The following is a 24,035-nucleotide window of genomic DNA, read 5'->3' as shown; positions in this document are numbered from 1 at the left end:
CCACTGACCGGCCACTGATCCGCTGCGCGACCCCGTCCTGCGGGGTCGCGCAGTCGCGTCGCGGGACCCCATCGGCCCTGCCCACTGCCGGGCCGACTCCGGGACGGACGCGAGCCGCCCGCCCGTCGCGGGTCGTGCCTCCCGTCCGGTCGGCTCAGACGGTCAGCCCGTCCACCGTGCGGCGGCAGACCTCGTCCCAGGGCGTCGGGCCGAACCCGAAGTGCGCACGGGTCGCGGTGTCGTCGACCACGTAGGGGGCCGACCACTGGTAGCCGAGCTGCGCGACCTCCCGCATGAACGGGGACACCGCGCCGATCCCGCGGAGCAGGCCGATCGGCAGTGACCGCACGCGGACGGCGGGCCGACCGGCCGTCCGGAGCATCTCGGTGAGGACCTGCTCCTGGGTCCGCGGTGCGTTGGTCGGGACGATCCAGGTCCGACCGTGCGACCGCTCGTCGTCCGCCGCGGCGACGAGGAGCCGCGCGACGTCGCCGACGTCGGTGTACGAGTGCGGCTGGTCCGAGCGCCCGATCACGGTGACGGGCTTCCCCCGCATCGCGGTCGGGAGCACCCGCGTGACGTGCCCGTTGACGCCGGTGCCCGGGCCGACGTAGTCCGAGCCGCGGACCTCGACCGTGCGGATGCGTCCGGCCTCGTGCGCCGCCAGCGCGTCCGCCCACATCCGGGCCCGCAGGACGCCCTTGTGGTCGGTCGCGGCGTCGGGCAGGTCCGCGCGCATCGGTCCGTCGACCGGGCCGTACGGGTACAGGTTCCCGGTGATCGCGTACACGGCACCCGTCCGCTCGGCGGCGGTGAGGAGGGAGGACGCCAGCGGCGGCCACACCCGCTCCCACTGCGTGTAGTCGCCGGGGTTCGCGCAGTTGTGGAGTGCTGCCGCGCCGTCCGCGACGGCCGTCAGGGCGTCCGCGTCGGCGGCGTCGAGCCCGACGTGGCGGACCCCGGGCAGACCGGTGTCGCGTCCGGAGCGGGTGACGACGACGACCTCGTCGCCACGCTCGGACAGCAGTGCCGCAGTGTGGCGACCGACGGGGCCGGCGCCGACGACGACGTGGTGACGGGGCATGGTTCCTCCTGAGATTCGGGAGAGCAGTGCTCTCGGAAGCCATCATGCAGCCGGACGGGCTCCGATGCAAGAGCAGTGCTCTCGTTTGTGTGCAGTGCTCTCCCGTGGCACGCTTGACGGCATGGTGGAGAAGGCGAGGACCGCCCGGTCCCTGGCACGGGAGGCCGTGCACGCGAGCATCCTCGCGGCCGCGCGCGCCCGGCTCACCGAGGAGGGACCGGAGCAGCTGAGCCTGCGCGCCGTCGCTCGTGACGTCGGCCTGGTGTCCTCCGCCGTGTACCGGTACTTCCCGAGCCGCGACGACCTGCTCACCGCGCTGCTCGTGCTCGACTACGACGAACTCGGCGCCGCGGTCGAGGCGGCAGAGGCGCCGGTCGACCGGTCCGACCACGTCGGCCGCTGGGTCGCCGCGTGTCGTGCCGTCCGGCAGTGGGCGATCGGGCACCCCGGGGACTTCGCGCTCCTGTACGGCTCACCCGTGCCCGGGTACGTCGCACCGCAGGACACGGTCGAGCCCGCCTCGCGGACGACGCACGTGCTCGTCCGCGTCGTCACCGACGCGTGGTCGGGAGTCGCCGGGTCCGAGCTGGCTCCGGACTGGAGGCTCGGTGCCGGTCCCGCGATCGGCTCGCGGCCCGCAGCGCCGGGCGCCGTCGCCGACGCGGTCGCCTACACACGAGAGCGCGGCTTCCACGACGACCCCTCGCCCGAGGTCGTCCTGCGGACCCTGATCGCCTGGACGACGGTGTTCGGCGTCCTGTCGTTCGAGCTGTTCGGGCACGCGGTCGGCTCGGTGACCGACCCGGCGGCGTACTTCGACGAGGTGATCGTCCGCCTCGCGCACGATCTGGGGCTCGCAGCGCCCGGATGAGCCGATCTCACCCCGCGGACGGGGCGGCGGGCTGACAGCGGTGCCCTGCCTGCGGTAGACAGGGCGGTACGGCGCACTCACCCAGCGCTCGCCGGCTGCAGCAGGAAGGACGCCGATGACCGCGCTCGACGTCAGCCGTCAGGACCGTCGCCGACTCACCACCGGTACCCCGACCAAGCGGCTCGCGACCGTGCGCACCGTCGCGCTCCTCGCGTCGATCGCCGGCGTCAACTACATCGTCTGGCGCTGGATCGGCTCGGTGAACTGGCACTCGTGGTGGATCGCGGTGCCGCTGATCCTCGCGGAGACCTACAGCGTGATCGACTCGCTGCTGTTCGCGTTCGGCGCCTGGCGACTCCGCGAACGCGGGGAACCGCCGACGAAGCCCGCCGGGGACGTCACCGTCGACGTCTTCATCACGACGTACAACGAGCCGGTCGAGCTGGTCGTCCGCACCGCCCGTGCGGCGAAGGCGATCACGCACCCGCACGCCACGTGGATCCTCGACGACGGCAACCGCCCGGAGATGCGCGCCGCCGCCGAGTCCCTCGGCATCGGCGTGATCACGCGCGGCGCCGACTGGGTCGACCGGCCACGGCACGCGAAGGCCGGCAACCTCAACAACGCGCTGCTCGCGACGCAGGGCGAGTTCCTGCTCATCCTCGACGCCGACCAGGTCCCGGAGCCGTCGATCCTCGACCGGACGCTCGGCTACTTCAAGGACGAGCGCATGGCGCTGGTCCAGACGCCGCAGTGGTTCGAGAACGTGCCCGAGGCCGACCTGCTCGGCAGCCAGGCTCCGCTGTTCTACGGGCCCATCCAGCAGTCGAAGGACGGCTGGAACGCGGCGTTCTTCTGCGGATCGAACGCGATCCTGCGGCGCGAGGCACTCATGCAGCTCGGCGTGACCCGCTACGTGCGCGAGGTCGAGGAGTCCGTCGAGCGGACCATCAAGACGTCGCGGAAGCTGCTCGCACGAGCCCGCGAGACCGAGACCGACCCGCGGGTGCTCGACGCGCTCGACGGTGCGGAGCAGGTCGTCGACCGTGCCCGTGACCAGATCGACCGCGGCGAACCGCTCGGCGACGTCACCTACGACTTCCAGCGCGGCATCGACGCGATCGCGTACCGGTTCGCCGCCGCCGACCTCGAGTCGGTCCGCCGTGACCTGCAGGAGCTCGCCGCGATGTCGACCGAGGCGGACACCTTCGCCGGCCTCGACGACGCTGCCCTCGACGTGCTCGGACGACGGGACGCCTCGCCGGTGGCCGCGATCGAGTCCATCGCGGTGCTCGCCCGGGCGCTCGACGTGAACCGCGACGACGAGGCCCAGCCGATCATGCCGCTCGCCACGATCTCCGTGACCGAGGACATGGCGACCGCGATGCGCCTGCACGGCCTGGGATGGAGGTCCGCGTACCACGACGAGATCCTGGCGAAGGGCCTCGCGCCGGAGGACCTGCCCACCATGCTCGTGCAGCGACTCCGCTGGGCGCAGGGCACCATGCAGGTCTTCTTCCGCGAGAACCCCCTCGTGCAGAAGGGCCTGTCGTGGGGGCAGCGCCTCATGTACTTCTCGACCATGTGGAGCTACCTTTCGGGCTTCGCGGCGATCGTGTACATCGCGGCCCCGGTGCTCTGCCTGTCGTTCGGTGTCGTGCCCGTGCAGGCCTACAGCGTCGACTTCTTCGTGCGGCTCATCCCGTTCCTCGTGCTCAACCAGCTGCTGTTCTGGGTGGTGGCCGCCGGCAGACCCACGTGGCGCGGGCAGCAGTACTCGCTCGCGCTGTTCCCCGTCTGGATCGAGTCGGTGACGAGCGCGTTCGAGAACGTGTTCCGTGGCAAGCCACTGGGGTTCCGGGTCACGCCGAAGGTCAAGGACGAGTCCGACCAGCGACCGCGGTGGGACCTCGTGAAGCCCCAGCTGTACGCGATGGGTGCGCTCGTCGCCGCCCTCGTGATGATCGCGATCCGGTACGCCACGGGCCAGGCGGACGGCATCGCGCCGCTCGTGAACACCGCGTGGGTGATCTTCGACCTGTTCATCTTCAGCATCGTCGTCCGCGCCGTGCTCTACCGCGGACCGGAGGCGGGGACGCCGCAGTCCGAACACGTGTCCTCGACGGCAGGAGGCCCACTGTGACCGACCACGACCTGACCTTCGACGTCCCGGCCGTCGCCGAGTCGCTCGACGTCGTGCAGGACCGCTTCGGCGCCTGGTGGGACACCATGGCGATCGACGACGCCCGTCTCCGCTTCTCGCTCGAGACCGCCCTCGCCGAGATCGCTGCCAACATCGTCGAGCACACGCGACGCACCGATGCCGAGGCCGGTCGCGGGTACACGGTGGAGCTCTGCGCCACGGACCGTGAGCTCGTCGCGGTGCTCACCGACAACGGGCGCCCCGCCGACGTCGACCTGTCCGCCGTGACCATGGCCGACCCCGACGAGGAGAGCGGTCGCGGCCTCGCGCTGGCGATCGCCGCGCTCGACCGCCTCGAGCACGAGCACACCGGCGGCCACAACATCTGGACCCTGGCGTGCAACCGGTGAGGGGCGCGCTGGCGAAGGCCGTCGCGTTCCTCGTCGTCGTCGGGACGCTGCTGCTCGGCGGGGCGCTCCCCGCGTCGGCCGTGTCGGCTCCGGGTCGTGCCGGCGAGACGCCCTCCGACGGGCGCGTGTGGTTCGGCCCGGACCTCGACTGGGGGAGCGACGCCCCCGACGGGTACGAGGGTCGGCTCGGCGCGACGCCGTCTGTCTACGGGGTCGAGATCGAGTACCCCTTCGACCGCAGCGCACGGGACGAGTTCCTGCGGGCGACCCGCGCGGCGGCGACCCAGGGCGCGGTGCTCGCGGTGAGCCTGGAGCCGTCGCGGTCGCTGCGGTCCCTCACGAAGGCCGACGCCGCCGCGGCGAACCGGCTGTTCGAGGAGGTCCACCGGCAGTACGACACCCAGTTGCTCGTGCGCTTCGCTCCCCAGATGAACGGCACGTGGGTTCGCTGGGGACAGCAGCCGACCGCGTTCGTCCCGGCGTTCCGGACGCTGGCCGCGGCCGTGCACGCGGGTGACTCCGACGCTGCCATGGTGTGGTCGCCGTCGTACGGCGCGGGCTACCCGTTCGGCGAGTCCGCCGGGCGGCTGCAGACCCTGTCGGGCAGCGACGTCGCCGAGCTGGACACCGACGGCGACGGCCGACTCACCGCCGCCGACGACCCCTACGGCCCGTACTGGCCCGGCGCCGAGAGCGTCGACTGGGTCGGGCTGTCGATGTTCTTCTTCGGCAAGGGCAAGGCGACCGAGGCCGCCGGTCGCGACGTCCCGCTGACCCGCAACGAGGTCCCGCAGGACGGCGAGGTCGCGGCACGCTTCGACGAGACCTGGGGGTACGAGCAGACGCAGTCCGAGGGCACGTTCACCGAGCGCTTCGCACAGGGCGAGGACCGGCCGATGCTGCTCGACACCGGCGCGCTGTACGACCACTCGTTGCGCGGTGCGGCCGAGCTCCCGGTCAAGCAGGCGTGGTGGCGGCAGGTGATCGCCGCCGTGCAGGACCACCCCGAGGTCCGGGGCGTGACGTTCCTCGAGACGAACCGGCGCGAGCCCGAGGCCGGCAACCGCGTCGCCGACTGGCGGGACACGGCCGACCCCGGGATCGCCGGGTCCTTCCGGACGGACCTCGAACAGGCCGGGGACTTCGTCCTCGGACCGGTGACGGAGCGCGTGACGACGCAGGAGGGTGCCGCGGCGATCAGCCAGCAGTACGAGACCGGCGGCGACCAGATGGCGTGGATCGTCTGGTGCGCCTTCGGCCTCGCAGCGGCGTTCCTGCTGAGCGGGCTCGTCGGACGGCTGCTGCCGAGCTGGCGGTACCCCGACGACGGCAAGCCCGGGCGCGACCTGCGCCTCGACCTCTTCCGCGGGTTCATCATCCTCGCGGTGGTGATCACGCACATCGAGATCGGCGGGCCCTACTCGTACATCACGCTGCACGCCACCGGTGCGATCACCGGCGCCGAGATGTTCGTGTTCCTGTCCGGCATGGTGCTCGGCATGACGTACCCGTTCGCGATCAAGAAGTTCGGCGAGTGGGTGGCGGCCGTCGGGGCGTGGAAGCGGGCGCGGAAGCAGTACGTCGTCACCCTGGCGGTGATCGTGGTCGTCTTCGCGCTGAGCTTCGTGCCGTTCCTGAACACCGATGCGATCACCACCTTCACCGACCGGGGGACCGGCACCGGGGGCGTCGGCGCCGAGGGCCGGGTGTACGACCTGTACCCGAACGCGATGCAGCTGCTGGCCTACCCGCCGCCCTGGTTCGCGATCCGGCAGTTCCTGCTGCTCGAGATGGGGCCGTGGCCGTTCAACATCATGGGCCTGTTCGTGGTGCTGAGCCTGTTCATCCCCGTCTTCCTGTGGGTGATCCGGCGCGGCTTCTGGTGGGCGCTGCTCCTCGTCAGCTGGGGGCTGTACGCGTTCCAGGCGCTGAACCCCGAGTTCCGCCCGCTGAACTCGCAGTTCGAGTCGGTGTTCCCGCTGCTCACCTGGCAGGTGGTCTTCACGCACGGCCTGGTGCTCGGCTACTACCGGCGCCAGGTGATCGGGGCGCTGACCGGCCGACTCGGCAAGGTCCTGATCGGCATCGGGATCACCGGGTACGCCGCGTTCCTCGTCTACGTGTGGGCGGGCGACCAGTTCGGGTTCACCCCGGCACCGTTCCCCGCGTCGATGTACAACGACCTGTACAACACGGCGTACCAGCGGGTGGACCTGCAGTGGGGGCGTCTGGTCGACATCGCCTTCTTCGCGATCGTCTCGTACGCGATCCTCACCGTGTTCTGGAAGCCCATCAGCGCCGTCATCGGGTGGCTGTGGATCCCGATCGGGCAGGCGAGTCTCTACGTGTTCGTCTGGCAGGTCTTCTTCGCGCTGGCCATCGCGTCGATCCCGGGCGTGGACTGGTTCAACGGCTGGATCGGCTTCGCGGCCCACACGGCCCTGATCCTGCTGGTCTGGTACATGATCCGGAAGCGCTTCATGTTCTCGGTCATCCCGCGCTGACCCGCGTGGGCGGCGTGGTCCGTCGCAGCGGGCTCCGAGTCTCGTCCTGACCGACGGTCCTCGCGGTCGGCGGCACGAGGACCGTCGCTGAGCCCGAGTCTCCGGCCGGGCTGGGCCGGGCCGGGCCGGGCGGGCGGGACGGAACGACGGACGGGAGGCGCGGTGCCAGCTGGCACCGCGCCTCCAGTCCGTCGCGTGGTCCCGTCAGCGCGTGGCGACGCGCAGCGGCTGCGGGTCCACCGGGTCCGGGGGGACCGGCAGGGAGCCGCGGACCTGGTTCTGCGCCTGGCAGTCGCTCGTGCAGTTCGTCGCGCCCTGCGACAGCTCGACCGCGTCCTCGCCGAGCACACCACCCATGCGTCCGCCGGGCTGGACCGTCCAGGTCGTGGTCGTCGCGGTCTGCGAGGTCTTCGTCGCGACCTGCGGGCTGTCCTTGCCGAGCAGCATCTGGTGCGCGTCGCTGCCCGAGGACACCGCCGCGACGCCGTCGCCGAAGTTGATCTTCCCCGTGTAGGGGTTGGTGAAGTAGAACAGCCCGGCTCCGAGCGTGTGCGTGAACGTCACGGGCTGGGCGAACTCGGTCTCCATCTGGAAGATCCCGCCCTGGGCGCCGTCCTTCGCCTGGATCTTGAACTTGCCCGCGCCGGTGCCGAAGATCGCCACGAGCGTGTCGTCGCGGACCTCGAGCGAGGAGAGCTTCGTGCCGGCGAGCTGCGCGGCGGTGAGCGACGGGACCTTCGAGGCGAACACCACGGTCGGCTTCGTCACCATCCGCTGGGTGTCCGGTGCCCCGGTCAGCGTGTAGTCGTACACGCCGAGGTCGGCGATGCGGATGTCGAAGCCGTTGTGCTTGCCGCGGACCGCGATGGTGCCGGTGACGGCGACGTCCTTGAGCTTGAAGTCCCTGCCGACCGCGGGGTTCGTCGTGGCGCCGTTGACGGTGACGGCGTAGTCCCCGCCGGTCGACGTCTTGCCGGACGCGTTCGCGGGGGACACCCCGACGAGGGCCGCCGCGGCGACGGCGCCGAGCGCGATCGCGGTGGCGATGCCGGTGGTGCGGCGTCGCGTGCGCTGGGTGGTCATGGGGTGCCTCCTGGGCTGGTCCGACGCGCCGGCGGTGGTCGCGTCCCTCGTGACGATCGTCGCCGGGACGCGGAGGCGGCACCATCGGACCTTGGTACTAGTACCCGCTCCGCCGGCGTGTGCACGGCCGCGTCGTCACCAGCCGTGGTCGCGGGCCCAGAGCGCCGCACTCGTCCGGTCGGCGACGCCGATGCGGCGGAACAGCGATCCGACGTGCACCTTCACGGTCCGTTCGGCGATCCCGAGCTCGGTCGCGATCTGGCGGTTCGACAGGCCGCGTGCGATGCGGTCGAGCACGTCGCGCTCGCGGGGCGGCAGGGCCGGTCCGCGGTCCCGCCCCGGAGCCGGCGCACCCGGCAGCAGGGCACGGGCGACGCGTGGGTCGACGGGTGCCTCGTCGCGCGCCGTCGAGCGGACCGCGGCGACGACCTCCTCCGGAGCCGCGTCCTTGAGCAGGTACCCGGTCGCCCCGGCGGCCAGGGCAGCGCGCACGCGGTCGTCGTCGGAGAAGGTGGTGAGGACGAGCACCCGGACCGCCGGCATCGAGGTGCGGATCACCCGCGTCGCCTCGACCCCGCCCGCGCCCGGCATGGAGAGGTCCATCACGACGACGTCCGGGTGCAGGGACGCGGCACGCTCGGTGGCCTCCTCACCCGTGCCTGCCTCGCCGACCACGTCGCAGTCGGTCGTGGTCGCGAGCACGGCGCGGAGGCCCTGTCGGACCAGGGCGTGGTCGTCGACGAGCAGGACCCTCACCGCAGCGACTCCGTCCTGGCGGGCAGCGTCAGCTCCCAGGCGGTCCCCGCCCCAGGTGCGGTCCGCAGCAGCAGCGCGCCGCCGGTGTCCTCGGCGACCTCGCGCAGGAGCGTCGTGCCGAGGTGCCCGGCGGGAGCCGGCCCGTCGAGGAGCCGCGGGTCGAACCCCACCCCGTCGTCGGACACGCGCACCACCAGGTCCCCGCGGTCGGCCCGCACCGACACCCGGATGCGGGTCGCGTCGGCGTGCTTCACGGCGTTCCAGACCGCCTCACGCACGAAGCGCACGATCGCGGTCCGCGCGGCCGTGGAGGCCTCGAGCGGCTCCGGCACGTCGACGTCCGTCAGCACCCCCGCGGCCCGGGCACGGGCGCACGCGTCGTCGAGCGCGGCACCCAGGCCGTCGCGACCGGGAGCGGCCGGGCGGATCGTCGCCATCGAGGTCCGGAGGGCGGACACCGCCTGCCGGAGCGTCTCGGCGGCGGCACGGGTCTCGGGCACCGCACCGAGGGAGAGTGCGAGCCCGGCGACGTCCTGCACGGGACCGTCGTGCAGTTCGCCCGCGAGGCGTCGGCGCTCGGCCGCCTCGGCGTCGAGCGCGCGCCCGAGCAACCGCTCGCGGAGCCGCTGGCCCGTGCGGATCCGCACGAGCAGCCAGAGCAGCAGCGGCACGAGCAGCACGAGCACGACCCCGACGGTGCCGAACGCCAGCGCGGCGAACGCGGCCCGCAGGTCGGCGGCGCGGGCGATGACCTGGTCGTACGGCCGGTACGCCTCGAACAGCAGGGCCTCGCCCGAGGGCGTGTGCACCGCCTGGTACGCCTCGAGCAGCGGTCCGTGCCCGCGTTCGTACCGGTTCTCGGGCTCGTCCAGGTCGGACACCTCGGCGTCGGACCGGTCGGTCCGGAGCGCCGCGAGGTCCTCGTCGGAGAGCGGGAAGCGCTCGCCGACCAGCCGGGGTTCGTCGGACCAGAGCACGGTGCCGTCCGCACCCCAGAGCTTCAGACGCACCGTCGAGCCGGCGCGGGACTCGCCGGCCAGGGCGTCGTCGAGTCGTGCTCGGGCGACGGCTCGGGCGTCCGGGTCGCCGCTGGTGACGTCGTCCACGAGGGCGGGCTCCACCACCACCCGGGCGAGCGCAGCCGTGTCGGCGGTGGCGTCCCGCACGGCGAAGGACTCGGCGACGCGCTGCGACACGAGGGTGCCCGCGGTCGCGACGACGGCGCCGCCGAGCAGCGCGGCGACGACGACCCCGACGAGGACCCGCCGCCAGGGGGTCCGTGCCGCACGACGACGCGGGTCGGCGGTGACGAGCACGACCGGGGTCGGCTGCCCGCTGGTCGACGCCCGGTGTCCACGCACGGAGCAACCGTAATCGCCCTGAGCTGCACTCGCGTCCTGGTCGCGGATGCCGGACGAGCCGACCGTGTGTCGTGTGCCCGTTCCTTCCCATCACGCCTGGAGTGGGAAGCGGAACCGCGCGTACCTGGTCAGGAGGAACGACCTGGTACGCGCGGATCCGCCCGCGACGCGCGGATCCGTCCGGCAGGGCGGCGCGAACCGGGACGGACGGGAGGCGCGGTGCCGGCCGGCACCGCGCCTCCCGTCCGTGCGTGCCTGCGTCAGCCCGCGGGCGTGCGGTCCGGCGCGGAGGCGAGCGCCTGCCGCACCGACCCCCACGCGGCGAGCCGCTCCCGGACGGCGTCGTCCCGCTCGACCTCGAGCGCCGTCGCGTGCGCCTGCTCGAGCACGTCGTCGACCACGACGCGCTGACCCGAGCGGGCGGAGGCGATCGCCGCGTCCACCATCACCAGGCTCATGACGTTGCCGTGCACCTCGCCGTCGGGGGTGACCCCGGTCCGGACGGCCCGCACGAAGGACGCGAGCGCCCCGGCGATCTCCGTACCGACTCCCGGCGCACCCGCCGGCGTGCCGGGTGCGTCGTCGATCACGCTCGACGGGTCGTGGTCGCCGTCCCACGACGCCGACCCCGACGCTCCCGACGCGCGCCAGTCACCGTTCCACGACGTCTCGTCACCGGGCGCGCACCACGAGCCGTCGTAGACGTAGCGGACGTCGTCCTCGAAGGTGAACACCGCGGCGGCGTCCGCGTCACCGCGGTACCAGGACCACGACGGGTTCCACGACTCGCAGTACACCGACACCGGGTCGCGCTCGAGCACGTAGCGGGCGGAGTCGAAGGCGTGGATCGCCATGTCGAGGAGCAGGACGTCGTCCATCTCCTCGCGGAAGCCGCCGAAGTGCGGGGCCTTCGCGAACCGGGTGTTCAGGCTGCCGACGCCGCCGAGCGCGCGGACGTGCTGCCGGAAGGCCACGAGCTGGTCGTTGTAGCGGCGCGACTGCGACACCATGAACAGCTGCCCGGTGGCCTCGGCGGCGGCGGCGAGGGAGAGCGCCTCGGCGACGGTCTGCGCCGCGGGCTTCTCGCCGAGGACGGGGACTCCCGCGTGCAGGGCGTCCATCGTCACCGGGTGGTGGGCGACGGGCACCGTGATGTCGAGGACGGCCTCGGCGCCGGTCTCCGCCAGGAGCGCGGGCAGGTCACGACCGACCGGGATCGTCGGGGACCCGGCGAGCTCGGCCCCGGCGCGGGCGGCGTCGAGGTCGAGGTCGACGACTCCGACGAGCTCGACGTCCGGGTCGGCGGCGACCGTCCCGAGCCACGCGCGGCCCATGCCGCCGGCGCCGACCTGCACGACCCGCAGCGGGGCGTGCTCGGTCATGCGCGGGCCTCGGCGGGCTCAGCGGGCTCGGTCGGCTCGGTCGGCTCGGTGGGCTCGGCGAGCTCGTCCTCGGGTGCGTCGTCGAACGGGCCGCGGTAGTGCTGCCCGTCGAAGTACTCGCCGAGGTCGTAGCGGCGCAGGGTCGGCAGCTCGCGCTCGCGCTCCGGTCGCGCCCACTCGGCCGCGTTCGCGATCACCCGTCGGACGTCCGGGTGGTGGTACACGGGGAAGTCCTGGTCCCCGGGGGAGAAGTAGAAGATCCTCCCCAGGCCGCGGCGGTAGGTCATGCCGCTCCGGAAGACCTCGCCGCCGGTGAACCCGGAGATGAAGACCAGCTCGTCGGGCGTGGGCACGTCGAAGTACTCGCCGTACATCTCCTGCTCGGGGATGACGATCGGGTTCGGGACACCGCGGGTGATCGGGTGCTGCGGGTTCACGGTCCAGACGAGCTCCTGGTCGTGCTCGCTCCGCCAGCGCAGGGTGCAGGTGGTGCCCATGAGCTTGCCGAAGATCTTCGACCAGTGGCCGGAGTGCAGGACCACGAGCCCCATGCCGGACAGCACGTGCTTGTGGACGCGGTCGACCACGGCGTCGTCGACGTCGGCGTGGGCGGCGTGCCCCCACCAGGTCAGGACGTCGGTCTCGGCGAGCAGGGCATCGGTCAGCCCGTGCTCGGGCTCCTGCATGGTGGCGGTGCGGACGACGGCATCCGGCAGGTTCTCGCGGATGCCGTCGGCGATCGCGCCGTGCATGCCGTCTGGGTAGCGCTCGGCGACGTGCTGCTCGACCTGCTCGTGGACGTTCTCGCCCCAGACGGTGATGCGCAGCGGGGTGGTGGTCATGGTGTGGGCCTTCCTGGAGGGGTGGCGTGGAGCACGTCGGGGGCGGTCGTCACTTGACCGCCCCGCCGAGTGCACCGGCGGAGATGTAGCGCTGGGCGACGATGAGGAGCACGGCCGCCGGCAGGGACGCGAGGACCGACGTCGCCATGACGGGTCCCCAGTCGGTGACGTTCGAGCCGATGTAGTTGTAGATGCCGAGCGTGATCGGTCGGACCGCGTCGGTCGAGGTGAGCGTGAGCGCGATGAGGAAGTCGCCCCACGCGCCGAGGAACGTGAAGAGTGCCGCGGTGACGATGGCGTTGCGGCTGATCGGCAGCACGATCGACACGAAGGCACGCAGGTCGTTCGCGCCGTCGACGAGCGCGGCCTCGACCAGGCTCGGCGGGATCGACTCCATGAACGCCCTCATGAGCAGGATCGCGAAGGGCACCTGCACGGCGCTGTCGGCCAGGATCAGCCCGACGTAGCTGTTGAGCAGCCCGACGTTGTTGAAGAGCGTGTACAGCGCGTTGGCGATCACGATGCCGGGGATCATCTGGGTGATGAGCAGCACGAGCAGGAACACCTTCGTGCCGCGCATCCGGAACCGGGCGAGGCCGTACGCCGCCGGGGTCGCGATCGCCAGCGTGAGCACGACGGTGCCGAGGCCGATGATCATGCTCGACACGAAGTTCTGCCCCTGCTGGGCGAAGGCCGCCCGGTAGCCGGCGAACGTCGGGTTCCACGGGAACCAGGTCGCGGTGGCGGCTCCCGAGGTCGCCTGGAGGCTCGTGTTCACCATCCAGTACACGGGGAAGACCATGATCGCGAGGAACACGATCCCGAGGATGGTGAACGGCAACCCCTTCGCGGTGCGGCGCGGGCGGGGCGCTCGTGCGCTCCGCTTCGTCGTGATCGCGCGGGTGACGGTCACGGTCTGGTTCGCGAGTCCGACGCTCATTCGTCGACCGCCTTCCGGGAGATCGCGATGTAGACCATCGCGAAGACGAACGAGACGACGATGAGCACGTTGCTCACCGCGGCTCCGATGCCGAACTGGAAGTTGATGAACGACTGGTGGTAGGCGTTCGTGGCGAGCGTCTGCGTCGAGTTCGCGGGACCGCCGCCGGTCAGGCCGAGGATGATGTCGACGACCTTCAGCGTGTAGACGACCCCGAGCACGATGACCACGCTCACGACGCTCCGGATGCTCGGCCAGGTGATGTACCAGAACGCCTTGACGCCGGTGGCACCGTCGAGGGCGCCCGCTTCGTAGAGCTCCGGCGGGACGGACTGCAGCCCGCTGTACAGGATCGTCGTGTTGAAGGGGATGCCGAGCCAGACGTTCACGCCGATGACGGCGATGAGGGCCAGGCTCGGGCTGACCAGCCACGGCACGGGGCCGATGCCGACGACGCCGAGCAGCTGGTTCAGCGCACCGCTGTCCTGGTCGAGCAGCCACTTCCACACCGCGCTCGAGGCGATGAGGGGGAGCAGCCACGGCAGGAGCAGCAGGCCGCGCAGGAAGCCCGACAGCGGGAAGTGCCGCCGGAAGAACAGCGCGAGGCCGAGGCCGAGGACGAACTGCAGGACGATCGAGCCCGCGGTGAACAGGGCGGTGTTGACGACGCTGGTCGTGAAGACGCTGCTCGAGAAGACCGCGATGTAGTTGCCGAGGCCGACCCAGGGGGCCTCGCCGGTGAAGAAGGTCTTCGTCGTGTAGTCCTGGAACGACATCAGGATGTTCTTGACCACGGGGTAGCCGAAGAACAGGGCCACGAACACCGCGGCCGGCACGACGAACAGCCAGCGGGTGATGGACGACCGGATGCGCGCGCGGCGCTGTCCGGGGCGGGCGGGGGCCGCGGGCGTCGTCGCCCGGGGCCGGATCTGCGTGGAGGCGCTCATGTCAGGTCCTTCCGTCAGGGAACGGGGAGCCGGTCTCGCGACCGGCTCCCCGGCTCCGCTACTGGTTCTGCGACTGCGCCTGCTCGAGCGCCTGCTCGGGGTCGGCCTTGCCGGTCAGTGCGAGCTGCACGGCGGTGTAGATCCTTGTGGCGGCCTTGGGCCAGTCCGGTCCGAGCTCGGCCGTCCGGGCCCGGGCGGTCTGCACGGTGGTGACGAACGAGGCCACGTCGGCGTGGTCCTCCGCCCACTTCTTGCCGACCTCGATGTTGGTGGGCACATTGCCGCTGACCCCGGCCAGGACGGCCTGCATCTTGTCGCTGTTCAGGCACCCGACGAACTTGCCGGCGAGCTGCATCGTGTCCTTGTTCCCGGTCTGCGGGACGGTGAAGGCCTCGCCGCCGAGCGGGGCGACGGTCTCGGACCCGGTGCGCGTCGGGATCGGGACGCTGTCGAACTCGAGGTCCTTCGCCTTCTTGAGCGCCGGCAGCTGCCACGGACCGTTGATCATCATCGCGGCCTTGCCGGCGATGAACTGGTTGTTGACGTCGGCCTGCGCCCAGTTGATCGAGCTCTTCGACATCGAGCCGTCGTCCTGCAGGTCCTGCACGAGCTGCAGCGCCTGGGCGGCCTCGGGCGTCGCGATGTCCTTCTCGTCGCCGCCGTTCGACCAGAAGAACGGCAGGAACTGCCAGGTGCCCTCGTAGGTGTTGATGTTGCTCATCGCGAAGCCGTACGTCGACCCGTTCGTGAGCTTCTTCGCGGCTTCCTTGAGCTCGTCCCACGTCTTGGGCGGCTGGACGCCTGCCTCGTCGAGCAGCTTCTTGTTGTAGTACAGCGCGATGGAGTTCGTGTTCGGCTGCAGCCCGTAGAGCTTGCCCTCGAACGTGTTCGCGCCCTTCACGCCGGGGACGTCGTCGTCCGCGTCGAGGCCGTAGTCGGCGAGGTCGGACAGCGCCCCGGACGAGGCGATCTGCTGCACGTCGGGGTTGTCGAGCATGAGCACGTCGGGCAGGGTGCGCGACGACGCCTGCTGCAGGACCTTCGAGATGAGGCCGGCGCCGGCGACGTGGTTGATCTTCACCTCGACGCCGACGTCCTTCGCGCACTGCTGGTACACGGGGTCGTAGTTGGCGTCGTAGTAGTCCTCGATCGTGAGGGTCTTGCCGCCGCCGCCGGACGACGATGCGTTGCCGGAGCCGGAGCACCCGGCCAGGACGAGGGGGACCGTCGCGACGATCGCGGCGGCGCCGACGAGGGCGCGGCCCCGGCGGGACGTGGAGCGGAAACCAGGCTTCATTGCACTGCTCTTCTCTTCGCGGATGCGGGGAAGGACACGGTGCGTCGACTCCACTGACGTCGTCGTCGCGGTGGTCCTGGGGCGAGAAGCTAACAGAGAAGCGCTTCACCTGTAAAGCGCTTTTCTGGTTCCGGTGCGGGTCTATGCTCGTGACCACCGCAGTGCACGCGGAGCAGGACGGCACCGTCGCCGGCCTGCCGCCGGACCTGCACGGAACCCGACGGTGCCGATCGATCAGGAGGGGCCGATGGCCACGATGCAGCAGGTCGCCGACCGCGCCGGCGTCTCCATCGCGACGGTGTCGTTCGTGGTGAACGGCACGAAGTACGTCACGCCGGCGACGACGGCGAAGGTCACCGCGGCGATGCGCGAGCTGAAGTTCCGCGGCAACGTCGTGGCGCGCGCGCTCGCCAGCCGGCGGACGCGGATCATCGCCCTGCTCTTCCCGACCACGGGCAACCGCTTCAGCCCGACCACGTCCGAGTTCTTCATGAACGCCGCGGAGCGGGCCTCCGAGCGCGGGTACCACCTGGTGCTCTGGCCCGTCGACCCGGCCGGCGACGACCTCGACGACCTCGTCTCCGGCGGTCTCGTCGACGGCGTCGTCCTCATGGAGGTGCGGATGGACGACCCGCGCGTGGTCAAGCTGTCCGAGCTCGGGGTGCCCTTCACCCTGATCGGCCGGACGCGCGACGCGGACGAGCTGCCGTACGTGGACATCGACTTCGAGACCACCATCGAGGACGGACTCGACCACCTGCAGGGTCTCGACCACCGGCGCTTCGGGCTCGTGCTCGAGAGCCTCGAGGGCACACCGATGGCCGGGTACGCACCGCACCTGCGGGTCGAGGACACCTTCCGCCGCTCGGTCGCCGAGCGCGGTGGTGCGGGAACGATCGTGTACGCCGGCCCCGGGAGCGAGGGCGGTCGCGACGCCGCCCGACGCCTGCTCGAGGCGGACCCGGACGTCACCGCGGTGCTCGTGATGAAGGACGACTCGTCCGCCGGTCTGCTGGTCGGTCTCTACGCCGCGGGTCGACGGGTGCCTGATGACGTCTCGGTGCTCAGCATCGCGTCGTCGGCCGCAGCGGGGGACCAGCACCACCCCCGCCTGTCGACGATGATCGCGCCCGGTCGCGAGCTCGGCGTGCGCGCGGCCGACGCGCTGATCGACCGCCTCGACGGCACGTCCGTCGAGCTCCCGCACTTCCTGCTGCCCTGCGTGCTCCGCCCCGCCGAGTCGACGGCCCCCGCACCCACCCGCTGACCAGCGCGGCCATGCCTCGGACGGGAGGCACGTGGCGGGGCCCGCACCGCGCCTCCCGTCCGTCGCCTACTCAGGCTCCCTGTGCGGTCGCTCAGGCGCGCTTGGTTCTGTGGTGCCACGTGATCGCCGGGTGCTCGCGCACCCTTCGTCGAGGAGGACGGATGGCAATCGACCGCAGGCTCTTCCTGCTCGGGGGCACGGGGGTGCTGCTGCTCGCCGGCTGCTCCACCCGGCCGGAGCGCACCACCGTCGAGCAGTGGCCCACCGACCCGCCCGAGGGCGACGTCACGATCAGCTGGTGGGCGGGGCAGGTGGCCTCGAAGGACGGCGGTGACCTCCGTCGCCGGTTGATCGCGGAGTTCCAGAAGGAGCACCCGAACATCCGCGTGCGGATCGTCAGCGCCCCGAGCGACACCGACACGAACCGCACCAGCCTGACGACGCAGATCGCCGCGGGGAGCCCGACACCGGACGTGTACCTGGGCGACGTCGCGTGGCCCGGGCAGTTCGCGAAGAACAAGCTCGCGACCCCGGTGAACCAGCTCGTCGGCGAGGACTTCTTCGAGCAGTTCCCCGAGGGACTCCGGCTGGCCGCCAGCGTCGACGGGACCTACTACATGTTCCCGCTCTACATCGACGAGTCGTTCTTCCTGTACCGGCAGGACCTGCTCGACAAGCACGGGTTCCAGGTCCCGCGCTCGTGGGAGGAGGTCAAGGAGACCGCCGCGAAGCTCGTCGACACGGGCGACGTCGACTACGGGCTGGCGTTCCAGGGCGACGTGTACGAGGGCCTCACCTGCAACGTCACCGAGTTCGTCGCCGATGCGGGCGGCTCGCTGCTCAACGACGACCTGACGAAGCCCGCGACCACGAGCTCGGAGACGAAGCGCGCCTTCGAGTTCATGCGGTCGCTCATCACCGACGGCGCCGCACCGCGCGCGACCCTGACGTACCAGGAGCAGGACACGAACGACGCCTTCGCAGGCGGTCGCGCCGCGTTCCTGCGCAACTGGTCGTACGCGTGGGGCATCGCCAACGGGCCGGACTCCGCGGTCGCGGGCAAGGTCGGTCTCGCCGCGCGCCCGACGTTCGACGGCACGGACGAGCACCACTCGACGATCGGTGGGTGGGGGAACTACATCAACCCGCACACCCAGCAGCCCGCGGCGGCGCTCACCTTCGCGGCCTGGATGTCGAGCGAGACGGCGCAGCAGTTCCTCACCCGCGAGGGCGGTGTCCTGCCGGCCCGCAGCGCGAGCCTGGTCAGCGACGACGCGAAGCGGCAGAACCGCCCGACGTACGACACCGCGGCGGGCATCACGCTCGTTCCCCGTCCGACCTCGACGGCGTACTACCCGAAGGTCTCGCAGGGCGTGTACCAGAACGGCAACAGCATCCTCGGCGGGCAGGCGTCCGTCGACGGCGGCACCCGCGCGATGGCCTCCGCGATCTCGCTCGCCCTGACCGGGGACGCGCTGTGAGCGCCGGCACCGCGACGCGGACGCCGGCCGGTGCGGCCGGGGGACGGACTCCGGTGAGGAGGCCCGACGGGTACCGCCCGACGAGCGCTCGGTCGCGGATGGAGCGCGTCCGTGCCCGGGGCGCGTGGGGCTTCGCTGCCCCGGCGCTCCTGGTCGTCGCCGCGGTCACGATCTTCCCGGTGGTGTACTCGATCGTCCTGAGCTTCGCGGACGTCGAGATCGGCTACGACGGCTTCACGATCCAGGGCTTCGGCCTCGGCAACTACGCGGCCCTGCTGCAGAGCGCCGACTGGTACCGGGCGCTCGGCTTCACGGTGCTGTACACGGTCGTCACGGTGTCCGTGGAGCTCGTCCTCGGCATGCTCGTCGCCCTGGTGCTCGAACGGCTGGGGGTCACCCGCGGCTGGATGCTCGCGCTGCTCCTCGTGCCGTGGTCGCTCGTGACGATCGTGAACGCACAGCTGTGGAAGTACATCTACGACTCGACCTACGGCGTCGCGACGTGGTTCTTCGGGCTGTTCGGCGACGCCCCGGTGATCCTCGGTGAACCGGTCCCCGCGATCACGGGTCTGATGGTCGCGGACATCTGGAAGACCACGCCGTTCGTGGCGATCATCCTGCTCGCGGGCCTCGTCCAGATCTCGGAGGACCTCTACGAGGCCGCCGAGCTCGACGGGGCGAACGGGTGGCAGACGTTCTGGCGCGTCGTCGTCCCGCAGTTGGCTCCGACCCTGACGATCGCGGTCCTGTTCCGCGTACTGCAGGCGTTCGGCGTCTTCGACCTGCCGTTCGTGCTGACGAACGGCGGACCGGGCACCACGACCCAGTCGCTCGCGATCATGGGCTACAAGGTGCTCTTCCAGGACATCAACATCGGACCGGGCGCAGCGATCGCGACCAGCACCGCGGTCATCGTGGCCGTCGGGTGCCTGCTCTTCCTGCGGGCGTTCCGGAACCAGGCGAAGGGAGGGGATGCCTGATGCCCCGTCAACGTGTCCGCAAGGGCTGGCGGAAGTGGGTCAACACCGTCAACGTCAGCGGTGTCGTCATCGCCGTGCTCACCGCGCTGCCGCTCTACTGGCTCGTCTCGACCTCGCTCAAGCCGTCGTCGGAGATCGCCCAGTCGCCGCCGACCGTCGTGCCGCAGTCGCTGACGTTCGACAACTTCGTCGTGGCCTTCCGCGACAACGCCCTCGGGCAGTACATGGTGAACAGCATCGTGGTGTCGGTGGCGACGACGGTCATCGTGCTCGCGCTGTCGTTCCTCGCCGGCTACGCCCTCGCCGGGCGGTGGATCAAGGGCCGCACGGCGATCATGACCTCGCTGCTCATGCTGTCGGTCTTCCCGGCGATCGCGGTCCTGACGCCGCTGTACCTGCTCGAGCGGAACCTCGGGCTGCTCAACTCGTACCCGGGCCTGGTCGTGCCGTACGTCGCGTTCAACCTGCCCTTCGCCATCTGGATCATGCGCAACTACCTGCAGGGGATCCCCTCGACCATCGAGGAGGCCTCCGAGATCGACGGCGCCGGCGCCTGGCGCACCGTGCTGTCGGTGATCCTGCCCATGGCGAAGCCCGGGCTCTTCACCGTCGGGGTGTTCACCTTCACGGCGTCGTGGAGCGAGTTCCTCATGGCGCTCACCTTCAACAGCGAGAACTCGTTCCGGACCATCCCGGTCGGCATCGCCCTGTTCGGGACCCAGTTCACCGTGCCGTTCGCGCAGATCTTCGCGGCGAGCGTCGCCGCGACGATCCCGATCGTCATCCTCGTGCTGGTGTTCCGCCGCTCGATCGTCTCCGGGCTCACCAGCGGAGCGGTCAAGGGGTGACGTCCGCAGCCTCGGTGACCGCGGACCGGTCGCCGGCCCCGTGACGGACGGGAGGCCCGTGGCGATCCCGCCACGGGCCTCCCGTCCGTCACCCGGCCGGTGCGCGCTCGTCGCGGCCCGGGCGGTGCCGTGCCGTCAGCGACGTGCGTCGCGCGCGGTGTCGGTGAAGAAGTCGGCGTACAGGCCGTTCACGTCCTGCAGCTCGCCGTACTTCCACCGCTTGCGCATCCGGCGGAACGTCTCGATGCGCACCGGGTCGATGCCCGGCTCGGACTGGTACGAACCCATGGTTCCTCCCCGTTTCCCTGATCCACCCCCGTGTGGGGGTACCCAGTGGTGACGGTACGGGCAGAGCGGCTCCGCGTCCGGCAAGATAGGTCGGGAAGTTACCTAACTGCGCTTGTTGGACAAACGTTCGAGCAGGGTCCTCGGCCGCCCGTAGCCTGCCGTCAGGGGGTCGGAGCGCCGTACTCGAGCGCCTCGATCACACGATCGATCACGCGGACGTACCGCGTGGTCTCGCGCTCGGAGAAGGAGGACAGGAGCTCGTGCAGGTGCTCGTTCGTACTGTCCATCGCCGCGGCGTAGGCGCGCTGCGTCTCCGGCGTGAGCTCGATGAACCGGCTGCGGCCGTCCTCCGGGTTCGGCACGCGGCACAGGTGCCCGGCGCGTTCGAGCCGGTCGACCGTCCCCGTGACCGCCGGGCCCGTCAGGCCGAGGTGCGACACGAGGTCCTTCACCCGGACCGTCCGGTCGGCCGCAGCGGCGCGGGCGACGAACTGCAGGACCGTGAGGTCCGAGCCGGAGACGGAGAGGCGTTCGCGCAGCCGGCCGCGGAGGGCACCCATCGCGGCCTCGAGCCGGGTGATCGCCGCCGTCAGGTCGATCTCACTCACGTGGTCGCCCCCTCTGTGCGCATCGGTCGTGCGCGACACTACGCGGCACCCACCCCAGAACCGTATCCGGATAACGAGGAAGCATGCGCCATCTGGACAGAGCCACGCCGACGGACCTGCCGTGGCTGACCCGTTGATCGAGGCGTTCGGCGCCGAGGAGACCATCGCACCGGTGCGGTTCGAGGTGTCCGGGACGCGCCCGGACACCGCCGTCCGCGACCTCGGCGGCATCTACGCGGGGGAGCGGTGGAGCGCCGTGCCGTCCCACGGGCGGTTCGACTACCGCTACACCGCGATCGGGGACAGCGAGGTCACCATCCGGCGCTCCCAGATGCACGGCGAGATCCGGGGCTGGATGCCCGTCGGCTCGGTCGACTACGTCGTCACGTGGATCAGCACCGGCACGGGTGAGCTCGAGATGCGCGGTGAGCGCTGGCCCATGCTGCACGACACCCCGGTGATGTTCCCCGCCGACGAGGAGTTCGGCTTCGTCACCGCGGACTACGACCAGCGGCTGGTGCACTTCGACCGCGAGTTCGTCCGACGTGTCGCCGCGGCGCGGTCGGACATCGCGGACCGGCCGATGCGGTTCGACGCACGACGCGGTGCCGACGAGTCGATCGAGCACCGCTGGCAGGGTGCCCTGACGGCGTTGTCCCGGGCGCTGCGCGTCGGCGGACCGGACTCGGACGCGTGGCAGGACGCCAAGGTCACCGCTGCCGAGGTCTTCCTCGACATGTTCCCGCCGCAGAGCGACGACCTGCCCGACGTGCTGGAGCAGCCGCGGAACGCCCGGCTCCGGGCCGCCGTGGAGTACATCCACGCGCACGCCGCCGAACCGGTGTCGATCGTCGACCTGTCCGAGGCCGCGGGGTTGAGCGTGCGGTCCGTCCAGGAGTCCTTCCGGCGGGTCTTCGACGTCTCCCCGCTGACCTACCTGCGCCACGTGCGGCTCGACCGCGTGCACGAGGAGCTCCTCGAGGCAGGGCCGCAGGCCGGTGCCGTCGGGGACATCGCGCGCCGGTGGGGCTTCGCGCACCTCGGGCGGTTCTCGGCGTCCTACGCCGAGCGCTTCGGCGAGTACCCGAAGCAGACGCTGCGGCGCTGAGCGCTGCGCCGCGGGTGGCGCCGCACCGGTCGGCGCAGCGCGCAGCGGCGGGCGCGACGTGCTCACGCACGACCAGGAGCACGTCGCGCCACGGAACGCCGTGGCGCGACGTGCCGTCGGTTGTGCTCCTGGCGCCGCGGGCGCGAGGGGCGCGAGCGGCGCGGCCTGCGCCGCTGTCGGCGGGTGCGACGTGCTCACGCAACACCAGGAGCACGTCGCGCCACGGAAAGCCGTGGCGCGACGTGCCGTCGGTTGTGCCGCTGGCGCCGCGGGCGCCGCGGGCGCGAGCGGCGCGGCCCGCGCCGCGGCAACGACGTGATTCCGTCTCCCGACCGCGGCGCACTGTCGCTTCCGCGGACGACTCGCGCCACCGCGCAGCAGGCGAGCACCGCCGGACGGGAGGCGCGGTGCCAGGTCGCCGCGCGACTCCCGTCCGTCGATCCGTCGGGACGTCGGGACGGCTGAGCGGGTACGACACGCCGCGGGCGTGCGTCGGGCGGGTGCGTTCGGTTGTCAGCAGTGCCGAGCGTGACGGATGTTGCCCGCTCGCCGCACCGCCGGGAGGCGCGGTGCCGGGTCGTCGCGCGCCTCCCGTCCGTCGACCTGTCCGTCGGCCCGTCGCGACGGCTGAGCGGGTACGGCACGCCGCGGGCGTGCGTCGGGCGGGTGCGATCGGTTGCCAGCAGCGCCGAATGTGACGGATGTGGCCCGCTCGCCGTACTGACGGCAGGCGCCGCGCAGCGGCCGCGCGCCTCAGGCGTGCGCCGGCGCCGTGCTGCTCCGGACGCGCAGCGTCGAGCGCAGGCGCACGTGGTCGCTCGTGGGCTCGCCGCGGAGCATGGCGAGGAGCATCGCGACCGCGCTCGCGCCGAGTTCGGCGAGCGGCTGGGCCACGGTGGTGAGCGGCGGCGTCGTGGTCGACGCCTGCGGGACGTCGTCGAACCCGACGACCGACAGGTCCTCGGGCACGCGCAGCCCGAGCGACGCTGCGGCGTGCAGCACGCCGATGGCCGACGAGTCGTTCGCGGCGAACACCGCCGTCGGCCGGTCGGGCAGCGTGAGGAGCTCGTGAGCAACGGCTGCCGAGCGCTCCTCCTGGTAGTCACCGGCGCGCACGAGTCGCTCGTCGACCGCGATGCCGGCGGCGGCGAGGGCGTCCCGGTAGCCGGTCTCGCGGAGCTGCGACGACGCCAGGTCACTGCGCCCCTGCACGTGGGCGATGCGGGTGTGCCCGAGCTCGAGCAGGTGGTCCACGGCGTCCCGGGCCCCGGCGACGTTGTCGGTGTCGACGGTCGCGTGGCCCTCCGGCCCGGTGTGCGGGTCGATCGCGACGACGGGGATGGACGCTCCCGACAGGGCGGCGGAGGGGGTCACGACGATGGCGCCGTCGATGAGCGTTCCGGACAGGCGTGAGAGCGAGCGGCGTTCCCACCCGGGCTGCCCCGTGCCGGCCTCGAGTCCGGCGTAGGCGAGCAGCTCGTAGCCGGTCCCCGTGGTCGCCGCCGAGACGCCGCGCAGGAGCTCGGTCGAGAACGGCTCGAACTCGGGGACCAGGATGCCGATGACGTTGGTGCGGGAGCTCCGCAGGCTGCGCGCGACGAGGGACGTCTCGTAGCCCAGGCGCTCGACCACCTCCTGGACGCGGAGCATGGTCGCGGGCGCCACGCCGTCGCGGTTGTTGACCACCTTCGACACGGTCGGGATCGAGACGCCGGCGGCACGCGCGACGTCCGCGATCGTGACCCGCCCCGGTCCGGGCGTGTGGTCGACGGCGGTCTGCATGTGCTCACCGTACCGCCGCAACAGCGTTCCGCCAGCGAACAGATCACGGTTAG

At 71.6% G+C, this 24,035-nt stretch carries 21 protein-coding genes; 9 read left to right on the top strand and 12 right to left on the bottom strand.

All coding sequences use genetic code 11. The features are described 5' to 3' along the window. Window positions 1-154: 154 nt before the first annotated feature. A complete protein-coding gene (locus M3666_RS11910; RefSeq protein ID WP_209683869.1) occupies window positions 155-1,084 on the bottom strand; it encodes an NAD-dependent epimerase/dehydratase family protein in 930 nt (309 codons plus the stop codon). 121 nt (window positions 1,085-1,205) lie between these two features. On the opposite strand from M3666_RS11910, the gene M3666_RS11905 reads away from it, so the two are divergent. The 4 genes from M3666_RS11905 (at window position 1,206) to opgC (ending at window position 7,012) form a co-directional block, all read left to right on the top strand. Then, window positions 1,206-1,955 (top strand): TetR/AcrR family transcriptional regulator, encoded by a 750-nt coding sequence (locus M3666_RS11905; protein ID WP_066652382.1) that lies wholly within the window; start codon window positions 1,206-1,208, stop codon window positions 1,953-1,955. Window positions 1,956-2,070: 115 nt separating this feature from the next. After that, on the top strand, window positions 2,071-4,098 hold the full coding sequence (locus tag M3666_RS11900) for a glycosyltransferase (protein ID WP_066652384.1): 2,028 nt from the start codon (window positions 2,071-2,073) through the stop codon (window positions 4,096-4,098). Next, window positions 4,095-4,508 carry an ATP-binding protein gene (locus tag M3666_RS11895; RefSeq protein ID WP_066652386.1) on the top strand — a complete coding sequence of 138 codons (414 nt, stop codon included), beginning with the start codon at window positions 4,095-4,097 and terminating at the stop codon, window positions 4,506-4,508. Before M3666_RS11900 ends, M3666_RS11895 begins: the two co-directional genes overlap by 4 nt. Continuing rightward, window positions 4,496-7,012 (top strand): OpgC domain-containing protein, encoded by a 2,517-nt coding sequence (gene opgC, locus M3666_RS17120; RefSeq protein ID WP_251155307.1) that lies wholly within the window; start codon window positions 4,496-4,498, stop codon window positions 7,010-7,012. The genes M3666_RS11895 and opgC overlap by 13 nt, the downstream gene beginning before the upstream one ends. 204 nt (window positions 7,013-7,216) lie before the next feature. On the opposite strand, the gene M3666_RS11885 is transcribed toward opgC, so the two are convergent. The 8 genes from M3666_RS11885 to M3666_RS11850 form a co-directional block, all read right to left on the bottom strand. Beyond that, window positions 7,217-8,095, bottom strand: a complete 879-nt coding sequence (locus M3666_RS11885) for a hypothetical protein (protein ID WP_066652389.1) — start codon at window positions 8,093-8,095, stop codon at window positions 7,217-7,219. Window positions 8,096-8,230: 135 nt separating this feature from the next. Then, window positions 8,231-8,851 (bottom strand): response regulator transcription factor, encoded by a 621-nt coding sequence (locus M3666_RS11880; RefSeq protein ID WP_251155306.1) that lies wholly within the window; start codon window positions 8,849-8,851, stop codon window positions 8,231-8,233. Then, complete coding sequence (locus M3666_RS17115; RefSeq protein ID WP_251155305.1) at window positions 8,848-10,212, bottom strand: ATP-binding protein; 1,365 nt, start codon at window positions 10,210-10,212, stop codon at window positions 8,848-8,850. The genes M3666_RS11880 and M3666_RS17115 overlap by 4 nt, the downstream gene beginning before the upstream one ends. Window positions 10,213-10,472: 260 nt before the next feature. Continuing rightward, complete coding sequence (locus tag M3666_RS11870; RefSeq protein WP_066652397.1) at window positions 10,473-11,594, bottom strand: Gfo/Idh/MocA family protein; 1,122 nt, start codon at window positions 11,592-11,594, stop codon at window positions 10,473-10,475. Next, window positions 11,591-12,436 carry a ThuA domain-containing protein gene (locus tag M3666_RS11865; RefSeq protein WP_251155304.1) on the bottom strand — a complete coding sequence of 282 codons (846 nt, stop codon included), beginning with the start codon at window positions 12,434-12,436 and terminating at the stop codon, window positions 11,591-11,593. The genes M3666_RS11870 and M3666_RS11865 overlap by 4 nt, the downstream gene beginning before the upstream one ends. A 49-nt stretch (window positions 12,437-12,485) precedes the next feature. Beyond that, window positions 12,486-13,376, bottom strand: coding sequence for a carbohydrate ABC transporter permease (locus M3666_RS11860; protein ID WP_209683854.1), 891 nt, complete (start codon window positions 13,374-13,376; stop codon window positions 12,486-12,488). Next, window positions 13,373-14,323 carry a carbohydrate ABC transporter permease gene (locus tag M3666_RS11855; RefSeq protein WP_066652406.1) on the bottom strand — a complete coding sequence of 317 codons (951 nt, stop codon included), beginning with the start codon at window positions 14,321-14,323 and terminating at the stop codon, window positions 13,373-13,375. The genes M3666_RS11860 and M3666_RS11855 overlap by 4 nt, the downstream gene beginning before the upstream one ends. Window positions 14,324-14,381: 58 nt before the next feature. Beyond that, on the bottom strand, window positions 14,382-15,620 hold the full coding sequence (locus tag M3666_RS11850) for a sugar ABC transporter substrate-binding protein (protein ID WP_066652409.1): 1,239 nt from the start codon (window positions 15,618-15,620) through the stop codon (window positions 14,382-14,384). A 247-nt stretch (window positions 15,621-15,867) separates the two neighbouring features. Here M3666_RS11850 and M3666_RS11845 point away from each other — a divergent pair, with 247 nt between their 5' ends. The 4 genes from M3666_RS11845 to M3666_RS11830 all read left to right on the top strand — a co-directional run bounded on the left by M3666_RS11845 (window position 15,868) and on the right by M3666_RS11830 (window position 20,196). Beyond that, window positions 15,868-16,887, top strand: a complete 1,020-nt coding sequence (locus M3666_RS11845) for a LacI family DNA-binding transcriptional regulator (RefSeq protein ID WP_251155303.1) — start codon at window positions 15,868-15,870, stop codon at window positions 16,885-16,887. A gap of 161 nt (window positions 16,888-17,048) precedes the next feature. Further along, a complete protein-coding gene (locus M3666_RS11840) occupies window positions 17,049-18,368 on the top strand; it encodes an ABC transporter substrate-binding protein (RefSeq protein ID WP_066652411.1) in 1,320 nt (439 codons plus the stop codon). Between the two features lie 53 nt (window positions 18,369-18,421). Beyond that, on the top strand, window positions 18,422-19,348 hold the full coding sequence (locus tag M3666_RS11835) for a carbohydrate ABC transporter permease (protein WP_251155302.1): 927 nt from the start codon (window positions 18,422-18,424) through the stop codon (window positions 19,346-19,348). Continuing rightward, entirely contained in the window at window positions 19,348-20,196 is an 849-nt protein-coding gene (locus M3666_RS11830) for a carbohydrate ABC transporter permease (RefSeq protein WP_081984659.1), read from the top strand. The genes M3666_RS11835 and M3666_RS11830 overlap by 1 nt, the downstream gene beginning before the upstream one ends. Before the next feature lie 135 nt (window positions 20,197-20,331). Here the strand turns inward: M3666_RS11830 and M3666_RS11825 are convergent, their stop codons facing one another. Continuing rightward, a complete protein-coding gene (locus M3666_RS11825; protein WP_209683848.1) occupies window positions 20,332-20,484 on the bottom strand; it encodes a hypothetical protein in 153 nt (50 codons plus the stop codon). A 161-nt stretch (window positions 20,485-20,645) separates the two neighbouring features. Next, entirely contained in the window at window positions 20,646-21,092 is a 447-nt protein-coding gene (locus tag M3666_RS11820; protein WP_209683845.1) for a MarR family winged helix-turn-helix transcriptional regulator, read from the bottom strand. A gap of 121 nt (window positions 21,093-21,213) precedes the next feature. Here M3666_RS11820 and M3666_RS17110 point away from each other — a divergent pair, with 121 nt between their 5' ends. Continuing rightward, entirely contained in the window at window positions 21,214-22,200 is a 987-nt protein-coding gene (locus tag M3666_RS17110; protein ID WP_251155301.1) for a helix-turn-helix domain-containing protein, read from the top strand. A gap of 753 nt (window positions 22,201-22,953) precedes the next feature. Here the strand turns inward: M3666_RS17110 and M3666_RS11810 are convergent. Then, a complete protein-coding gene (locus M3666_RS11810; RefSeq protein WP_066652428.1) occupies window positions 22,954-23,982 on the bottom strand; it encodes a LacI family DNA-binding transcriptional regulator in 1,029 nt (342 codons plus the stop codon). Window positions 23,983-24,035: the final 53 nt, after the last annotated feature.

The sequence above is a fragment of the Curtobacterium sp. ODYSSEY 48 V2 genome (assembly GCF_023712625.1).
GTDB lineage: Bacteria > Actinomycetota > Actinomycetes > Actinomycetales > Microbacteriaceae > Curtobacterium.
This window is presented reverse-complemented; position numbering and strand designations above follow the sequence as displayed.